Below are 15,445 nucleotides of genomic sequence, written 5' to 3'. Positions count from 1 at the left end.
GCGAACGAAGGAGCCAGAGATGAAGATCAAGGTCGAGGGAAACCTCAAGCGGATCGCCCGGTTCACCCCGTCGGCCTTCGCCGAGTGCCGCGCCACGGCGAACCCCGACGAGCAGGTCGCCCTGGACCTCCTCCGCGCCAACCCCGACATGAGCGCCGGCCGCGCGCTGGCCGAGGCCACCCGGCGGCGCAACGCGGAGGCCAACGCCGACTGGCAGGCCACCGCCTGAGACAACCCCCGGGCCCGGGCAACCGGGCCCCAGGCGTGCCCGCCAGCCGCAAGGCTGAGCAGGCACGCCTTTCGCGTGTCCGCCCGAAGCACGATCACCGCTGACACCAGCACCAGCCGAGCTGCTCCGCGGTCGGCGAGTGGACGCCGAGGAGACGCCCGAGCCACCCAGCCCGCCAGGACCGCTTCACTGGCCGGCCGCCGAGGTGCGGGTGATGGCGCCGCCGAGAAGCCGGTACCGATCCGGGTAGGCACGGGCGGCCGCCTGGGCGAGGATCGCGTGCTGGAGGGCGTTGATCGGCGCGGCCAGCTCGGCGAGATCCTGCCCGGCCGACGCCGCGGTGCCGACGACGTGGCACAGCGTCTCCCACAGCTCAGCGGTGAGCCCCATCGCCTTGTGCTCCAGCTCGGTGAGCAGCTCCCCGCGCTGATAGGGGGTGCCGGGCAGCGCACCCGGGTAGGGCGGGGTGCAGTGCGCCGACTCGCCGCAGTAGACGCCGGCGGTGTGGTACTCGTCCGTCAAGGGCGCATCCCGAAGGACGGTGGGCTGCGCGTGGCCGCGCTCGCGGAGCAGCCGCTCGATCAGGTTCGCTGCGCCCTTCTGCAGGGTCGGGTGGGCGGCGCCGGTGCGCAGGCCGGCGATGACCTCACGCTCGCCCCAGGTTGCGCTGTCCGGGGAAGCGGTCGACTCGTCTCCGGCGTGGCTCATCGGGTCTCCAGGGGCTCGTACGGAACAGGACGGGCGGTGCGGGGCAGGTAGAGCGGGTGGCCGGGGTGGCCGCCCTTGGTGATGGCCAGCGCGGCCATCTGCACGCCCCGCTGCGCGGTGAGCGCGGCGACCTGCCGGTGGCGGTCGAGGTGGACGCCGTGGGCGCCCCACGCGGCGATCAGCGGCCCACCGTTGGCTGCGATCCGGGTGAGGCGCTGGCCGATCACCCGGTCGTTGTCCGGGCCGATCGGGTCCGCGTGGCCGTAGAGGGCGCGCGGGTCTGTGGACCGGAGAGCGAACGTGTTGATGACGACCAGGCCGCCGCAGGCCCAGGTGCGGGCGTAGCCGATGCAGCGGCGGATGGTGGGGTCGTCGGTGAGCGCGTCGGCCGTGCTGGGGTTGAGCATCAGGAACGTGGCCGGTGGGCGGCGACGGTCCCAGGTGCGGGTCAGCTCGTACCGGTAGGGGTGGCAGCCGGCGCACACCGTCGTTGGCCGGCCGGGGTGACGGCGGCACGGCTGGGCGGGCCCGAACACGGCGGTGGCCGTCTCCCCCAGGGCGGGAGTCTCCGCGTCGGTGACCAGCGCGCTCATGCTGCCGCCTCGAACGGCTGGCGCATGCCGCGCGCCCGGTAGCCGGTCCAGCCGCCGCAGCGGGGGCAGCGGACCTGCACGTCGCTCGGCTTGGCGTAGAGCTGCCCGCCGCACGGCTCCCCGTCGGGCTCCAGATCGTTGTCGCAGACGCCGACGTGCAGGGCGTACTCCCGCCACCGGTTGGTGTAGCGGTCCCAGTCGCCGACCACCACGGCGCCCGGGCCCTGCACGGTCACGTAGCGGGCACCGTTGCAGCAGGCGAGACGAAGCGCGAGGGACCGCGCGGACGGCCAGTCGAGGAGCGGCTCCCGCGTCTCGACCGCAGCGACAGTGCTGCTTCCCTGCCAGGACACGAACACGGTGAAGGAGCCCGCCGTCATGCCGTCACCTCGGCGGGCGCGTCAACCGCGGTGAGCCGGAATGTCAGCCGGGTACCGACGGCGCGGGCGTACCGCTGAGCCGGGGCGACCATCACCCCGTCGGCGCCTTGCTCCCACAGCTGCACGGCCTTGTCGCTGACACCCATCACCGCGGCGACATCTTCCTGCCGCAAACCGGCGTCGATACGGATCCGAACCAGGTCACGGACCAGCACCGCGCGGGTGAGTTCGTCGGCCGCGGCCGGGCTGGCCGGGCGCATCGCCGCGTACACCGCAGCGAGGGGGTCACCGTCGTCGGGCAGCGGAGCGGCGATCTCAACAGCCAGCCGCCGCCCGTACAGGCGCGCCAGGGCTTGGAGGGTCCGCAGCTGCCAGTTGTCGGCCCGCTCAACCCGCCACAGGGCGCCGTGAGGGCTCTTCCAGCCCATCCGGGCGGCGACGTCCCGGCCGGTCAGGCCGGCCTCCTCCCGCAGCCCGCGGATCCCGGCGATCAGGTCCCGGCGTGCCAGGGCATCGTCGGGGTGCAGGTCCCAGAACCGGGCCGCGTACGGGGCGCTCACCGGACACCGGCCAGCGGCTCGATGCGGGGCTCCAGCCAGCCGCCGCAGCCCCGCAGGTGCCGCTGCGCCGCGGCCAGGTCGAGGTTGTCCTCGATCCGCTCGGCCCGGTTGATCGTGTCCAGGCTGACACCGAGACGCTGCCCCAGCTGCTTCTGGGTGAGCCCGGCCGCTTCCCGGGCGCGCCGCATGTCGTTGACCAGACCGGCGCGGGCGTAAGCGTCGACCGTCTCCGGCGCGCCGATCGTCTTCGCCGCGTACATGACGGCCAGGGCGTCCGGCTCCAGCTCGAACGGCAGATGCAGCGTCCACGTGAACCGGTGGTCGAGCCACCGCGCCCACCGCTGAAGCGTTCCGACGGTCCAGTAGCCGCGCAGCTCCATCGACTGGATCGACGCCTTCGACCGGCCGCCCCGGGCCGCAGCCGCCTGCCGCGACAGGCCCAGGCTCGTACGGACGGCGAGCAGCTGCTCACCGACGCGCAGCCGCGCCGTGGTGTCGTCGGGATGCACGTCGGCCACGCGGCTGCCGCCGTAGCGGCGCACCGGCGCCGGGGCGGTCACGGCCGCGTCTCCGGGCCGCCGCTCACCGCAGGCGTGGACCACGGGTCGTCCGGGTCGAACCCGCCCGCCGGCCGCTGCTGCGCCGTCGGGGTACCCGAACCGCGGCCCATCTTCTGCACCTTCGCTGTGGCGTACCGCAGCGACGGCCCGATCTCGTCTACCTCCAGCTCGATGACGGTCCGCTTCCCGGACCCGTCCCGGGCTTCGTAGGACCGCTGCCGCAACCGGCCGGTCACGATCACCCGGGCGCCGCGCTGCAACGACTCGGCCAGGTGCTCCGCCGGCTGGTTCCACAGCACGCAGGCCATGAACAGCGGCTCGCCGTCCTTCCACTGCCCGGACGCCTTGTCCAGGTAGCGGGGCGTCGAGGCGACACGGAACTTCGCCACCGCCGCCCCACCAGGGGTGAACCGAAGCTCCGGGTCGTCCGTGAGGTTCCCGACGATCGTCAGGGTGGTGTCACCGGCCACGGCCGGCCTCCTTCCGAGGGGTCATCTCGATGCGGTACAGGTCGACCCCTGCGGCGGTGCGCACCCACGCCAGGTCCCACCCGGACGCCACGAAGTGCCGCCCATCAGCGACGGCGGCGTGCTCGTTGCGGTACTCGTTGCGGGTGCGGAACTCCAGACCGGCCTTCACCAGCACGAGGCGGTACGGCCGGCGACCGGTGGTCACCACGGGGTCTCCTTCACGCGGGCCGGTCGCTCACCGGCACGCAGGTCGATTCTACCGGCGGGAACCGGCACGAAGGCGGCACCGACGGCCGCCAGGTCGGCGCGCCGACGTGGCGAAATCACGTCGCCGAGGACCGCCGCCGCCGGCTCGTCGTACAACGCGACCGCGGCGGCCAGCACACCGAGCGCCAGATGCCGCACCTGCGCCGCGTTGACGGCATCCAGCCGGTACACGGCGGCACCCCGATGCCAGGCCACCAGCGGCCCGCCCACATGCACGGCGAGCGCATCCCACACCGCCAGCTCCCGGGCAGCGGTCTCCTCGGCCTCGTGGAGCAGCTGCAACTCGTAGGCGTCCATCAGGCCGCCGCCTCCTCTTCGTCGTCCACGATTTCGGCGTCCACCACGGCGGACGACAGCGCGGCCTGCACCCGGTCGGCGAGGCCGTTGATCCGCTCGGCGGACACCTGGATGGGGCCGCCACCAGCGCCGGTCACTTCGAGGGCCTTGCGGGACGCCCACCGGTCCGGGAACGCCCGGGACAGGAACTCCAGGGCGACCTTGCCGTTGGGGCCGGCGATCGTCTCCTCGGTCTCGGTGTCGCCGTTGCGCAGCACCCGGGTGACCCTCTTCGTCACGTAGCCGCCGCTGGCGTCCTTGATCACCGCGCCGACCATCCGCTGCTCGGCCTCCGCACGCGCCCGCGTCAACGCCTCGCAGAACTCGCGCTTGGCCTTCGGTGCTCCGGGTGCTTCGCCGTCTTGGATCCAGCGGTAGACGGTGGCGGGGTGGACGCCTGCGGCCTTGGCGGCGGTGTCGAGGAAGTTGCCGAGGCGGACGGCTTTGATGATGCGGTCGGCGGTTTCGGGGGTGAGTTTGGATCGGCGGCCGACGGTGCGGGCGACGTGCCGGCCGGGCTGGTCGGTGACGGTCACGAGGTCACCTGCCTGTTCCGAGGGCGAGGAAGGCGCCGACGATGCATGTCCAGGTGGCGGCTCCGGCGAGGAGTGCCCAGAAGATGGGGCTGGCGCTGATGGAGACCACGCGGAGGTTGAGGGTGGTCCAGCGGGGGTTGAGGGTGCGCTGGGGGGCGTGGTTGCGGTGTCTGCCCACGCTCTCCTCCTGCTGGTCTGCGGGTGTTGCTGGACGGCCGGACGGTAGGTCGGGGTGGTGGCTTACGTCCCGGGGCGCGGGGTCAGCGGCTGATGGGCCGGCAGTCGTAGCCGTCGAGCTGGAGCTGGGTGTGGACGGCGGCTTGTTCGGCTTCGTCGGCGCAGATGACGAGGACGCCGTACTGGACGCCGGCGGCGGGGGTGGGGGCGTCGGCCTGGTCCTGCTGGTCGTCGTCCCCGTCGGTGGCGTCGTCGCTGTCACCGCTGCTGGCGGGGTCGGGGCCGTCGAGGAGCCGGTCGATTTCCTCGGGGGTCCAGCCGAGGCCGGTGTAGTCGTCCTGGTCGCCGAGGATGTCTACGAGGCCGTCGAGGTCCCAGCCGGCGAGTTCGCCCTGACGGTTGTGGGAGGCGAGGAAGCCTGCTGCCTCCACATCATTCGGGGAGGCCCAGCCGCGCTGTACGGGTGCGAGCCACTCGCCGCGCTCACCGACGACGATGCCCTTCGGTGGGGGCTCACCGGAGTCGCGGAGGCCGCGGAGGGTGTCACGGCGGCCGTGTCCGGCGACGAGGCGGCCGGTGCGCTCATCCAGGATCATCGCGTCGGCGTAGCCGAACCGGGCGATGGAGGCGCGCAGTTCGGGGATGTTGTGGCGGCGGGGGTTCCGGTGGGCGCCGGGCAGCTGGTCGATGTCCATCAGCTCGGTCCAGCGGCGGCCGGTGTCGGTGTGGCTCACCGGCGGCGGTTGCGTCGGCGCTGGCCGCGAATCTTGGCCTTGGCGGTGCGGGCGCGGGCGCGGCCGACGGCGCGGACGCCGGGCTGGGGCTGGCCGCAGCGGCAGCCGGTGTGGCTGAGGGGGCCGGTGGTGGGGTCGCCGAGGCGGGCGACGAGGTCGGCCCACACGATCGCGTCGGCCTCATCGAGGAGTGCGTCGGCGGGGACCGGGAGGAGGAGGTCCGGGTCGGAGCGCAGGGTGGCGCCGGGGATCCGCAGCGGCAGCATCCGGGTGGGGCCGAGCAGGGCGTCTGTGGCGTCCGCGTCGGCCGGCGTCGGGGGGAACGTCGTCATGTCGGCGGACGGTAGGAGCCGCGCGGGGTTTACGTCCTGGCCAAGATCGTTGTGGTGCAAGGGGGGTCTCCCGGGGGGCGGGACCGGCCCGGGTCGCTCACCCGGGCCGGTCTGTGTGGATGGGATCAGCGGTGTCGCAGTCGCGCGAGCAGGGTGCCGCCGACCGCGAGGGTGAGGGACACGGCGGTCACGGCCGACTTCGGGCCGATGTCGTGCCACATGTCGGCGATGATCAGCCCGAGCGCGGTGGACCACAGCAGCGCGGGGATCGTGGGCAGGCGGAGCGGGCGCAGGATCGGCAGGAGCGTGGCGCCCACACCGGCTGCGGCGGCCGCCAGGATCGTGATGACGGCCGCCATCTCGTCGGGAGGCCCGAACTGCGGTGCCGGCGGCGGGAACACCACGGCGGCGGTCACGACGGCCGTGGAGACGACGATCAGGACCCACAGCAGCTCCCGCGCCAGGCCCTGCCACGGGAGGGTCGCGAGGTGCTGCAGGAGGGTGACGGGCCGCTCGTGGCCGGGCATCGGCACCGCGTTGATCACCTCGGCGGCGTGCGGGCCCACGACGTCGACCACCGCGTCGTACAGGTTGTCCAGCATCCGGCCCCGGGCTACCGGGTCGCGGGTGGCGGCCATCCGGGTGAGGACCGGCCCGGCGTGCGCTTCCAACCACGTGTCGGTGATGGTGCGGGGGCCGTTGATGGTGGCGGCGTATTCGACGTCGGCGAGCAGGTCCAGCAGCGTCGCGGCGTGCAGGTCCGCCTCGGCCATGTCCCGGCCGCCCTCGTCGGCGATCGGTGACGGGCCGAACGCCTCGGGCCGCAGCCGGCCCATCTGCTCGTGCAGGGCGGCCAGCTGGCTGAGTAGACCGGCGCGGACGAGGCCGGACATCGGGTGGTTCAGTTCGGCGTAGGTGCGGTACGCCTGCCGATCCAGGGCGGCGTGTGCCTGCCGCGGTCCGGCGGTGGTGGGGCGGACGGTCCGCCCCGTGAAGGCTGTCAAGATCCTCATTCGGGGTCTCCTTCCTGACGCCACCGGTGCGGCCCGGTCGCTCACCGGGCCGCACGGGGAAGGGTCAGGCCAGAGTCGGCCGGGGCCGCAGCCACTGCTTGCCGATGTACTTCGCGCCCATCTCCCCGGCCACGGGGGTCGGGTCGTCGCCGGGGGTGAACACCACGTCGGCGAAGTGGATGCCCTTGCGGTAGGTGGCGATCAGCGTCAGGCCGTCGAGGCCGCGGTGCGGGTTCGACTCCACGTCGAACTCCCAGTCGCCTTCGATCAGCGCCCGGGCGTCGGGGATGAACTGGTTGGGTGCGGGCTCACCGATGTAGCGGGCGGTCGGCTCCTCCGGGTCGCGCAGGTACAGGCAGCCGGCCGCGTCCTGGTACAGCTCCACCGTCGCCTTGTCGAGGTTCGACACCTGGTCGATCTCGGTGTAGAGCACCGACCGCATCGGCAGCATCCGGGTCATGCCGCCGGTGGTGGTCTCGATGACGGCGGTCGGGTCGCCGACCTTCGAGCGGGCCTCGATGACCTGCGCCTGGGTGGCGGGGTGCACGCGCAGCACCGCGCCGTCGACGTCGCGCAGGAAGAACGTGATCCGGTTGTCGTACGTGATGCCGAAAGGCATGGGGTCTCCTCGTTCGCGGGGATGCGTCTGGTTGTAGGGACAGGGACTGGTGGTTGTAGGGACAGGGACTGGTCCCGCCAGGGTGGCGGGAGCTGGTCAGCGCGGCTCGATGGCGGGCTGGCCGGTCTCGGCCGCCCAGTGCTCCAGGTGCGCGTCCATCTGCTCGCGGGAGGTCGGCTCGTCCGTGTACGGCGACCCGGCGCCGCACGAGCAGCCCCAGCCGCCGTCCGGGCGGACGGCCGTGTTGTGGCCGGAGCGGCCCGGGTCGCCCTCCGGGTACGCGGGGATCGACTCGACGCGGGCGCGGGCGCCGTCGTGGATGCCGTGGCCGCGCTCGGCGTTGTAGCGGCGGACGAACTCCTCGGCGTCCTGGACGCGGGCGAACACCGCGATCGGCTTGTCGTCCTCGTACTCGCCGGCGCACACGATCGGGAGAGTCAACACGGGGGTCTCCGTTTCCGGCGGGTCGCTCACCCGCACACCCATACTGTAGCAGTCCTTAACCGCCGTGGGAAGGTGCCGCGCTGGACACGTCACTACCGGCAGCGCGTCCTAGGACAGCAGGTCGGCCGCTCCCCCGAGCGGGGACGCTACCCGGGTCGCGGACTCATCATCCGGGCCATGACTGCTCTCTTCGACGCCAGCGGCGCGCGCATCCCCAAGTCGTCCTTCCCGGCCACCAACGTGCCGGACCCGCAGATCCGTGAGGTCACGGCCCCGGTCTACAAGCGAGTGCCGTACGGGCCGACCGACGTGGCCGTGGACGGCACCCAGCTGGTGCTGGCGTACCCGGCCGGCACCCGAATCCCTCAGTCCGAGATCGACGCCCACTACCCGGCGGCCACGGTGACGCAGGTGACCCCGGCGACGGGCCCGGCGGCCGGCGGCACGGTCGTCACCATCACCGGCACGAACCTGTCCGGGGTGTCGGGGGTGACGTTCGGCGGGACTGCCGGCACGAACCTCCAGGTGATCAGCCAGTCGCAGATCAAGGTGACCACTCCGGCGAAGGCGGCCGGGGCGGTGGCGGTCGTGGTGGCCGACGACGCCGGCAACGTGACCGTGGCCAACGGCTACACCTACGTGTAGGGCCAGCGCGGCGGCGGCCACTGACCCACCCCTCAGCACTGGTAGACGGCTCTGGAGAGCCGCCCTTCGCCGGGCGGCTCTCCAGGAGTGGTTGGTCAGGCGGTCTCGGTGTGGACCGGGGCGGTGCGGCGGGGGGCGAAGTAGCGGACCAGCACGCCGGCGGGGATGTCGTACGCCTTACGGGCGGCCCAGCGGGCGGTGCCGAGCGTGTCGCGGCCGTCGAAGACCCGGACCGGCCCGAAGACGGTGCCCTCCGCACCGAACGCGACCTCGCCGTTGTCGAACAGGACGCCCGGGGTGACGGTGATGGTGACGCGGCGGCCGGTGCTGTCGGCCGACCAGGTGACGTCCACGACGGGAGTGGCGGAGGCGATCTCGGCGGCGGCCTCAGGGCCGTGCTGGGCATTGAAGGCGACGGTGGCGTCGATGATGGCCTGGATGCCGGGGGTGATAGTCGTCGCAGTCATCGGGGGTCTCCTCCCGTTGGGGCGGGTCGCTCACCCGCCTACACCCCAAACTGTAGCGGCGATTAACTGGGTGCGCAAGAGGGGCGCGGCCGAATCTGGCCGCGCCCCTCTTGGGCCGATGCGGGCTACAGCCGCACCTGGAGGTAGACGGCGGACCCCTTGGTCACCCGGCGTCCTCGACGGCCTGGGCGAGCGCCGGGCTGAGCAGTTCCCCGAGGGGCACCCGCTCCTCGTCGGCCCGGGCGATCAGGGCGTGCCATGCGTCCGGGTCGTGGTTGTAGGCGCTCACCAGCGCGGCCACGACCGAGGTCATGTCGGTGCCACGGATGAGGACGCCGTACTTCAGCAGCCAGTGGTCTCCGCCCGGCAGGTAGACCTGGAGGGGCTTGGTGCTGTCGACGTAGCCCGGTGGGGGCTGCGGGATGCCCGGCGCCGGCGGAAGCGGCGCGGAGCGGGCGGGAGCGGCTGGCAAGCGGGGTGGGGCCGAAGCACGCCGGCGAGGTGCGGCCGGAGCAGCTGCGGCGGGCGCGGTCGCCTTCGCTTCGGTGGTCTCCGCGGCCGGGGTGGGCGCGGGCTCCGGATCGGGCTGCGGGTCGCGGGCGAACGGCGGCCGGCCGGCGGGGCGGGCCGCGGTCGCGGCGGTCACCTCGTCCAGAATGCTGCCTCCGCCCGGGGCGGAGATGGTGGGGCGCTGGGGCTTCGGCATCAGACTGCCTCCTCTCTCTGGATCAGGCCGCTGGCGAGCGAGGCGAAGTCGCCGGCGCACCGCCCGTTGGGCTCGTACAGGTTGATCGGGATGTGCGCCTCGGTGGCCTCGCGCATCCGCACGCTGTCGGCGATCGGCGCGACGAGGCTGTCCGGGTACTGGGCCCGGAACGAGTCGATGAGCTGCTGGTCGAACGCGGTGTAGCGGCCGGGTCCGATGGCTTTGGCGCGGCCGACGACGATCGCGCTGATCCGCAGGTCCGGGTTGATGCGCCGTCGGACGGTCTTGACCATCTCCAGCAACTCCTCCATGCCCACCACGTCAAGGCCGGACGCCTGCACGGGGACGATGAGGCCCTCGGCGGCGGCGACCGCGGCGACGGCCAGGACGTCGAGGGTGTGCGGGCTGTCGATGATGTCGACGTCGATGGGCGCCTCGCTGGTCGCGAGGGCCGAGCGGAGCACGAGTTCGCTGCCGGGCTCGCGGGTACGTTCGACCTCGCGGAGGGTGGTCCACGACGGGACGATGTAGAGGTTGTCGACGGCGGTTCGTGACGTTACATCGTCTATGGTCGATTTGTCCCTGAAGACGTCTACAAGCCCCTCCCCCACGTTGTCCTTCGGGGGCAGCCAGTAGGTAGCGCTGCCGGCCTGCGGGTCGGCGTCGATGATGCGCACGCGCTTCCCCTCGGCCGCGAGAGCGGCGGCGGTGTTGACCGTGGTGGTCGTCTTGGTGCTGCCGCCCTTCTCGTTGATCACGGCGAGGATCACGCGCTCCCCGCTCCTTCTGTGCGATCCGGCCACAAGATGAGTCCTCCTTGCGATGGGTGTGGGATACCTCCGCGCATTCTGGCAGCGCGACGCCCGAGGGGGCAGTAGGCGCGCGCCCTGACGGTCGGGCCAGTGGCGAAGTCCACCCGCAGAGGGGCAGCTCAGATGGCATAAGCGCCGATGTGCGTGATCACCCGACCCCTCACTGACCCGATAGGTAGACCGGCTACGGGTCTGCCCACCAGGCGGTCGATCCGCCGTCGGCTGAGACGTCGACCGGTTCGCCCGACGGGCGCCCGGGCGTAGGGGGTGGCGGGGGAGCCTCCACATCAGCCCGTCGTCATGAGCGCATGACGGCATGACGACCGTCATGAACGCATGACGGCGCGACGGCGGGGGAGCGGGGTTCACAGGCCGACGTTCACACTGGCTGTCACCCCGCCCGGCGGCCCTACACGTTAGGTGCGCGCATGCGCGCAGGCGCGCGCGATACCTGAGAACATGTGAACATGCAAGAGGGGCCGACCGGTCACACGGTCGGCCCCTCTGCGGGTTCCCTGCTCTACGCGGTGGCCACCGGGACCGGCGACTGCGCGTCCTTCGCAGGCCCTGCCGTCACCTCAACGGCGTCTAGAGCCAGCGCGCCGAGGATGTCGTCACCCGTCGGCTCGGCCACCTTCGGCTCGCGAGCCGGAGTCGGCGCGCTCTGCTCCGGCACGCGCGCCCGCGTCTCCGGGGGCAGCAGCGCGGCGACCTCACCGGGCAGGTTCGCGGGGCGGGCACGCGCGCCGGACGCGATCTCCTGGGCGATCCGCACGCGCCACGGCTCGCGAGCCTTCCGCCCGTTCGCCGCGTTGCGGTAGCCGATCCAACCCGCGACGGTCGACCCGTCCGGCTCGCTTCCGTTCTTCTCCACCCACGCCGTGTACTGCGCATATGCGGCTTCGGCGCGCGCTGAGATCTCCGCCCGGGCGGCACCCGAGCGCGCGCCAGCGGCGGCGGGCTCGGCCGAGTCGGTGGACCCGCCGGCCGTCTTGGCGCGGGTCGTCTTCGGACGCGGCGCGGGCCGCGCCGACGCGCCCGAAACCGGCTCGGTGGGCTCGGCGCGCGTGCCGGTCGTCGGCGCGCTGTCGTCGGCGCGCGTGCCGGTCGTCGGCGCGGGGTCGTCAGCGCGCGTGCCGGATCCGGCGGGCTCGCTGTCGGCTCGCGCGCCGGGCGCGCTCGGCGCGTGGGCGTTGTCGCCCGCCACCGGAGAGGTGAGGCGCTCGATGTCGTGCACGAGACGGACCCGCCGCGCCACCTCCTCCACCATCGTCGGGGTCGCGACCAGACCGAGGCGACGCAGCCGGGCCGCGCGGAACGGCTTCCACAGCGGCCAGCCGTGGTGCAGCTTGTGGGCGGCGGTCGTCAGCCGGCGGATCTGCCGCTCCTCGTGGACGACGCTCAGGTCGGCGTCGGTGGGGTCGACCAGGCCCGCCCACACCAGGATGCGGCGCGGGGAAAGGCGGAACGCTCCGCTCTTGCGGACCGCCTCCCCGGCCGCTGCGGCCCGCTTCACGACGTCCGGGGCGTAGGGGATCCACCAGACGACGGCGACGAGCAGCGGCAGAACGATCCGCAGCGCGAACTCGGCCGTGGTGGCGGCGGTCAGGGCGACGACGAAGCCCATCGGGACGGCCACGATCCACACGAGCCGGCCGGGCCAGCCGAGGTTCCCGTGCTTCTTGTGGTGGTCGTCGGCGTAGGCGGCGAGGGTGATCAGCACGGCGCTGGTGACGCCGGCCAGCACCCACGCCGCTACGCCCTTCGCGCCGCTGATGACGGCGAGGTGGTGGAGACCCTGCGCCTCCCACAGCAGCACGAGCGGGGTGGTGACGGCGCGGCCGACCTTGGCCAGGGAGCGGCGCCGCACCTGCCACCACAGCAGACCGATAAGTACGGCGGCCAGGGCGGCACCGGTTGGCACGATCATCGCGCCAGCCTGGTCGAGGGCCGGCGCCCACTGCGCCGGGTCGAACTGGTCCACGGGGGTCTCCTAGTGTCGGGGCTCGCTCAGCCGCTGATCTTCTGGCGTACGGAGTTGTCGGAGGCGTAGTCGAGGTGGCGGGCCAGCGCGCGCTTGGGCACGCGGTGAACGCGCACCAGGCGGAGCAGGCGCGCGCCGAGGGTGCCGCGCAGCTCGGCGACGCGCGCCTCCAGCTGCTCGATCTCTGCTTTCGCGGCGCGTGCCGCGTCGAGGTCGGCGCGCGCGTCGGGGGGCAGGGTCTCCATGTCGGAGCACCGTACCGTCGGGCGCGCACTGGTGTGCGCGGTCGGGGCGGGGTGAGCGTGTCGCAGATGCATCGGCGCGCTCCTAGCGGGCGATGGCGCGCGCCGGGCGCGCGTAGGAGGGGAGGGGGTTCGCGCGCCGGGGCGCGCTGGCGGGGAGTTCCGGCGCGCGGCGGGGCGTGCCGGTGATCTGCGTGAGCGCGGCGGCGAGCTGATCGGCGACCACCTCGGCGCGCAGCGCGGCGCGGTGGTCGCTCGGCAGCGGCGCGGAGAGAGTCACGTCGAGCCGGACCCGCCGACCGGGGATCTGGGTGAGGGTGGCGACAACGACGCCGAGGTCCGGAACGTGCCGACGGATCGGTTCGCTGCGGTGCTCGCCGGACAGGCTGAGGGCCTGGCAACGGGGGACGTCGCACCATTCGGGGTGGGTCTTCGGTGGGCGGGTCCAGCGGCGGCCGGTGATGGTCACGCTACCTCCTGAAGCTGCCGGGCGGTACGGGTGGCGAGCGCCCATTCGCCGTCGCGGTCGGTGCGGCGCACGCGGGCGCCGGGTCGGGACACCTCCCGGCCGAGGGAGGTGGAGACGGTGCTGCGGGTCGCGTTGATGGCGGTGGCGATGACGGAGGTGGTGGCCGGGCCGTGCTCGGTGAGGAAGTCGACCGCCTTGTCCACGACCGTGCCGCGCGCCCTGGGCTGCGCCGCCGCGGCAGGCGCAGCGGCCGGGACGGGAGCCGGGGAAGGGGCAGGGGCCGGGTTGGCTGCCTGAACGGTGATGACCTCACGGGCCGGGGCCTCTACGGGCATCGTGGGTTCGGTGGCCCGGTTGTAGCCGGGGCGGACCGCCTTCGGTGCCAGCGGCGACCGCTTCCACTGCTCGTAGTAGTCGCGGCCCGCGCCGCGGGCGGTGATCTCGTCCAGCGCCGGGCGGCGGGCGGCTGCCGCCTCCGCGTGCTCGAAGTCGTCCTCGTCCGCGACCGACGGCGTGCGGGAGAACGTGGCGCGGGCGCTGCCGGGGGCGATGGACTCCAGCACGCAGGTGCCCTTGGTGTGCTCGTACGGCTGGCCCGGCGGGTGCAGCGGGATCTGGTCCGGTGACGGCATGTGCGCCGAGAGGATCATGCCCTTGCCGACGGGCTCGTTGTTCCGGAACGCGACGACGTTGCCCTTGGTGTTCTGCCGGATGGTGTCGTTGTTGCCCAGCTCGGGGATGGACGGCATCTGCACGCCGACGGCCAGGCAGCCGCCGACCTTGCCGTCGAGCTTGACGATCTCGGCGACGAGGGACCGGCTGTCGGGGTCGTAGCGGAACAGGACGGGAATCTCGTCGGCGGCGACCCACAGGATCGGCATGTACTCGCCGAGGCGCATGGGCTGCCCGTCGACCAGCACCATGATGTCCGGGTCGTAGCGGGCGATGCCGTGGCGGATCTTGCCCTTGCTGGTCTGGAACGGCAGCTCACCGAGGACCGCGGACCGGGCGAACAGGGCGTTGCGGAACGCCTCCAGCAGCTCGATGCACTGCTCCGGGTCGCGGGCGATGTAGTCGGCCTGGCCCTCCTTGCCAGCCCAGGCCGGGAAGGACTGGCCGCCCTGCGGGCACGCCGCCCACGGCACGACCAGGCCGGTGTCGGTGACCTGGGTGCAGGCGGTGGAGAAGCCCTTACTCTTCCCGGACCCCGAGTCGCCGGCGAACACCGAGTTGACGGTGCCGGCCTGCGGCACGTAGATCGCGAACCGGCCCCGCGCCCCGTCGGGGTAGGTGGTGAGGGCTACGGAGCCGTGCTCCAGGCCCTTCCAGCTGTCGTCGTAGTCGGTCTTCGCGTACGTCTTGTTGGCGTTGACCTTCATAACGCGGGCGGTGTCGAGACGCTCCGACGCCTCCGGCTCGACCACGAACTCACCGCGCGAGCACCGGTATGCGGAGCCGATGAACTCCTGAGCGGCGACGGCCTGGCCGGTGGTGAACAGGCCCGGCTCCCCGACGATCACGCCTTCCCACTCGATGTTGCCCTTGCCGGGCTTCACGTCGATCAGCTCGGTGCCGGCGAGCCTCCGGTTCGGGGCACCCAGCTTCTCCGCCCAGATGACCTGCTGCGGGGTCAGCGGCTTCGGGCGGCGTACCCGCCGGTCCCAGATCCACGGGCCGGCGGCGGCGATGGTGAGCGCGGCGTGGATGCCGGCGGTCCAGGTCAGCGGCAGGGTCCAGGTGGTGAGGATCAGGGACCAGACGGCGGCGGTGGTGAGGCACGCCCAGGCGTAGACCTGCTTCGCGCGGCGGAGCTTGCGGCTCTGCCTGCTGCGGCGGCGGATCCAGAGGGCGAGGTAGACGGCGGCGATCGCGGTGCCGGCGGTGACGGTCTGCCATGGCTTGTGGGTGCCGTGGAGCAGCACCGCGGCGATGGCCAGCCAGAGGGAGGCGTAGAGCGGGGCGAGCAGCTGCCGGTACCGCCAGCCGTAGCGCAGCGACAGCCGGATGACCCAGGTGATCGCGCGGACGAGGCCGCTGATGAGGGCGCCGAGCGCGCGCAGCGGCCACCACACGCGGCGGCGCGGCGCGGGTTGCTGCTGGGTCTTGCCGAACACGGCTTCCTCCTTCTTCGTGGGGGCGGCCCCGGGCCGGAGTGGTCCGGG

24 protein-coding genes are annotated in these 15,445 nt (G+C 73.0%); 2 read left to right on the top strand and 22 right to left on the bottom strand.

Annotation, left to right across the window (positions count from 1 at the left end; all coding sequences use genetic code 11):
• The first annotated feature begins 19 nt into the window (after window positions 1-19).
• Entirely contained in the window at window positions 20-229 is a 210-nt protein-coding gene (locus tag FB455_RS29595) for a hypothetical protein (protein WP_145755497.1), read from the top strand.
• A 186-nt stretch (window positions 230-415) separates the two neighbouring features.
• On the opposite strand, the gene FB455_RS29590 is transcribed toward FB455_RS29595, so the two are convergent.
• The 15 genes from FB455_RS29590 to FB455_RS29525 form a co-directional block, all read right to left on the bottom strand.
• Window positions 416-937: a hypothetical protein gene (locus tag FB455_RS29590; RefSeq protein WP_145755496.1), complete on the bottom strand. Its 522-nt coding sequence runs from the start codon at window positions 935-937 to the stop codon at window positions 416-418.
• The gene (locus FB455_RS29585; RefSeq protein WP_145755495.1) at window positions 934-1,530 is read right to left on the bottom strand and encodes a DUF1643 domain-containing protein; all 597 of its coding nucleotides are present in this window, start codon (window positions 1,528-1,530) and stop codon (window positions 934-936) included. The genes FB455_RS29590 and FB455_RS29585 overlap by 4 nt, the downstream gene beginning before the upstream one ends.
• Window positions 1,527-1,910, bottom strand: a complete 384-nt coding sequence (locus FB455_RS29580; protein ID WP_145755494.1) for a hypothetical protein — start codon at window positions 1,908-1,910, stop codon at window positions 1,527-1,529. Before FB455_RS29580 ends, FB455_RS29585 begins: the two co-directional genes overlap by 4 nt.
• A complete protein-coding gene (locus tag FB455_RS29575; protein WP_145755493.1) occupies window positions 1,907-2,470 on the bottom strand; it encodes a helix-turn-helix transcriptional regulator in 564 nt (187 codons plus the stop codon). The genes FB455_RS29580 and FB455_RS29575 overlap by 4 nt, the downstream gene beginning before the upstream one ends.
• Window positions 2,467-3,030: a helix-turn-helix domain-containing protein gene (locus tag FB455_RS34935; protein ID WP_316250340.1), complete on the bottom strand. Its 564-nt coding sequence runs from the start codon at window positions 3,028-3,030 to the stop codon at window positions 2,467-2,469. Before FB455_RS34935 ends, FB455_RS29575 begins: the two co-directional genes overlap by 4 nt.
• The gene (locus tag FB455_RS29565) at window positions 3,027-3,500 is read right to left on the bottom strand and encodes a single-stranded DNA-binding protein (protein ID WP_145755492.1); all 474 of its coding nucleotides are present in this window, start codon (window positions 3,498-3,500) and stop codon (window positions 3,027-3,029) included. Before FB455_RS29565 ends, FB455_RS34935 begins: the two co-directional genes overlap by 4 nt.
• Window positions 3,490-3,708, bottom strand: a complete 219-nt coding sequence (locus tag FB455_RS29560; RefSeq protein ID WP_145755491.1) for a hypothetical protein — start codon at window positions 3,706-3,708, stop codon at window positions 3,490-3,492. The genes FB455_RS29565 and FB455_RS29560 overlap by 11 nt, the downstream gene beginning before the upstream one ends.
• Entirely contained in the window at window positions 3,702-4,064 is a 363-nt protein-coding gene (locus FB455_RS29555) for a hypothetical protein (protein ID WP_145755490.1), read from the bottom strand. Before FB455_RS29555 ends, FB455_RS29560 begins: the two co-directional genes overlap by 7 nt.
• Complete coding sequence (locus tag FB455_RS29550) at window positions 4,064-4,639, bottom strand: helix-turn-helix domain-containing protein (protein WP_145755489.1); 576 nt, start codon at window positions 4,637-4,639, stop codon at window positions 4,064-4,066. Before FB455_RS29550 ends, FB455_RS29555 begins: the two co-directional genes overlap by 1 nt.
• 4 nt (window positions 4,640-4,643) lie before the next feature.
• Entirely contained in the window at window positions 4,644-4,817 is a 174-nt protein-coding gene (locus FB455_RS34420) for a hypothetical protein (RefSeq protein WP_186461693.1), read from the bottom strand.
• A gap of 82 nt (window positions 4,818-4,899) precedes the next feature.
• Window positions 4,900-5,550, bottom strand: a complete 651-nt coding sequence (locus FB455_RS29545) for a ParB N-terminal domain-containing protein (protein WP_145755486.1) — start codon at window positions 5,548-5,550, stop codon at window positions 4,900-4,902.
• Window positions 5,547-5,882: a hypothetical protein gene (locus FB455_RS29540; protein ID WP_145755485.1), complete on the bottom strand. Its 336-nt coding sequence runs from the start codon at window positions 5,880-5,882 to the stop codon at window positions 5,547-5,549. Before FB455_RS29540 ends, FB455_RS29545 begins: the two co-directional genes overlap by 4 nt.
• Window positions 5,883-6,007: 125 nt before the next feature.
• Window positions 6,008-6,895: a hypothetical protein gene (locus FB455_RS29535; protein ID WP_145755484.1), complete on the bottom strand. Its 888-nt coding sequence runs from the start codon at window positions 6,893-6,895 to the stop codon at window positions 6,008-6,010.
• Between the two features lie 64 nt (window positions 6,896-6,959).
• On the bottom strand, window positions 6,960-7,514 hold the full coding sequence (locus FB455_RS29530) for a hypothetical protein (protein ID WP_145755483.1): 555 nt from the start codon (window positions 7,512-7,514) through the stop codon (window positions 6,960-6,962).
• A 96-nt stretch (window positions 7,515-7,610) separates the two neighbouring features.
• Window positions 7,611-7,958, bottom strand: coding sequence for a hypothetical protein (locus tag FB455_RS29525; RefSeq protein WP_145755482.1), 348 nt, complete (start codon window positions 7,956-7,958; stop codon window positions 7,611-7,613).
• Window positions 7,959-8,135: 177 nt separating this feature from the next.
• Here FB455_RS29525 and FB455_RS29520 point away from each other — a divergent pair, with 177 nt between their 5' ends.
• Window positions 8,136-8,603, top strand: a complete 468-nt coding sequence (locus FB455_RS29520; protein WP_145755481.1) for an IPT/TIG domain-containing protein — start codon at window positions 8,136-8,138, stop codon at window positions 8,601-8,603.
• A gap of 95 nt (window positions 8,604-8,698) precedes the next feature.
• Here the strand turns inward: FB455_RS29520 and FB455_RS29515 are convergent, their stop codons facing one another.
• The 7 genes from FB455_RS29515 to FB455_RS29485 form a co-directional block, all read right to left on the bottom strand.
• Complete coding sequence (locus FB455_RS29515; RefSeq protein ID WP_145755480.1) at window positions 8,699-9,070, bottom strand: hypothetical protein; 372 nt, start codon at window positions 9,068-9,070, stop codon at window positions 8,699-8,701.
• A gap of 163 nt (window positions 9,071-9,233) precedes the next feature.
• Window positions 9,234-9,776, bottom strand: coding sequence for a hypothetical protein (locus tag FB455_RS29510; protein WP_145755479.1), 543 nt, complete (start codon window positions 9,774-9,776; stop codon window positions 9,234-9,236).
• Window positions 9,776-10,546: a ParA family protein gene (locus FB455_RS29505; RefSeq protein ID WP_186461692.1), complete on the bottom strand. Its 771-nt coding sequence runs from the start codon at window positions 10,544-10,546 to the stop codon at window positions 9,776-9,778. The genes FB455_RS29510 and FB455_RS29505 overlap by 1 nt, the downstream gene beginning before the upstream one ends.
• 562 nt (window positions 10,547-11,108) lie before the next feature.
• Window positions 11,109-12,572 (bottom strand): hypothetical protein, encoded by a 1,464-nt coding sequence (locus FB455_RS29500; protein WP_145755477.1) that lies wholly within the window; start codon window positions 12,570-12,572, stop codon window positions 11,109-11,111.
• Between the two features lie 26 nt (window positions 12,573-12,598).
• Window positions 12,599-12,817, bottom strand: a complete 219-nt coding sequence (locus tag FB455_RS29495) for a hypothetical protein (RefSeq protein WP_145755476.1) — start codon at window positions 12,815-12,817, stop codon at window positions 12,599-12,601.
• Window positions 12,818-12,899: 82 nt separating this feature from the next.
• A complete protein-coding gene (locus tag FB455_RS29490) occupies window positions 12,900-13,283 on the bottom strand; it encodes a hypothetical protein (protein ID WP_145755475.1) in 384 nt (127 codons plus the stop codon).
• Window positions 13,280-15,397 (bottom strand): hypothetical protein, encoded by a 2,118-nt coding sequence (locus FB455_RS29485; protein WP_145755474.1) that lies wholly within the window; start codon window positions 15,395-15,397, stop codon window positions 13,280-13,282. The genes FB455_RS29490 and FB455_RS29485 overlap by 4 nt, the downstream gene beginning before the upstream one ends.
• Window positions 15,398-15,445: the final 48 nt, after the last annotated feature.

Source organism: Micromonospora sp. CNZ296 (assembly GCF_007827635.1).
The sequence above is the reverse complement of the archived record's forward strand: the minus strand, read 5'-3'. Positions and strand labels throughout refer to the sequence as shown.

Bases quoted from the DNA above. Each gene is read 5' to 3' on its own strand.
- FB455_RS29515 (WP_145755480.1), bottom strand. From the start codon at position 9,070: ATGACTGCGACGACTATCACCCCCGGCATCCAGGCCATCATCGACGCC.
- FB455_RS29495 (WP_145755476.1), bottom strand. From the start codon at position 12,817: ATGGAGACCCTGCCCCCCGACGCGCGCGCCGACCTCGACGCGGCACGC.
- FB455_RS29580 (WP_145755494.1), bottom strand. From the start codon at position 1,910: ATGACGGCGGGCTCCTTCACCGTGTTCGTGTCCTGGCAGGGAAGCAGC.
- FB455_RS29520 (WP_145755481.1), top strand. From the start codon at position 8,136: ATGACTGCTCTCTTCGACGCCAGCGGCGCGCGCATCCCCAAGTCGTCC.
- FB455_RS29590 (WP_145755496.1), bottom strand. From the start codon at position 937: ATGAGCCACGCCGGAGACGAGTCGACCGCTTCCCCGGACAGCGCAACC.
- FB455_RS29530 (WP_145755483.1), bottom strand. From the start codon at position 7,514: ATGCCTTTCGGCATCACGTACGACAACCGGATCACGTTCTTCCTGCGC.
- FB455_RS29535 (WP_145755484.1), bottom strand. From the start codon at position 6,895: ATGAGGATCTTGACAGCCTTCACGGGGCGGACCGTCCGCCCCACCACC.
- FB455_RS29510 (WP_145755479.1), bottom strand. From the start codon at position 9,776: ATGCCGAAGCCCCAGCGCCCCACCATCTCCGCCCCGGGCGGAGGCAGC.
- FB455_RS29540 (WP_145755485.1), bottom strand. From the start codon at position 5,882: ATGACGACGTTCCCCCCGACGCCGGCCGACGCGGACGCCACAGACGCC.
- FB455_RS29585 (WP_145755495.1), bottom strand. From the start codon at position 1,530: ATGAGCGCGCTGGTCACCGACGCGGAGACTCCCGCCCTGGGGGAGACG.
- FB455_RS29595 (WP_145755497.1), top strand. From the start codon at position 20: ATGAAGATCAAGGTCGAGGGAAACCTCAAGCGGATCGCCCGGTTCACC.
- FB455_RS29555 (WP_145755490.1), bottom strand. From the start codon at position 4,064: ATGGACGCCTACGAGTTGCAGCTGCTCCACGAGGCCGAGGAGACCGCT.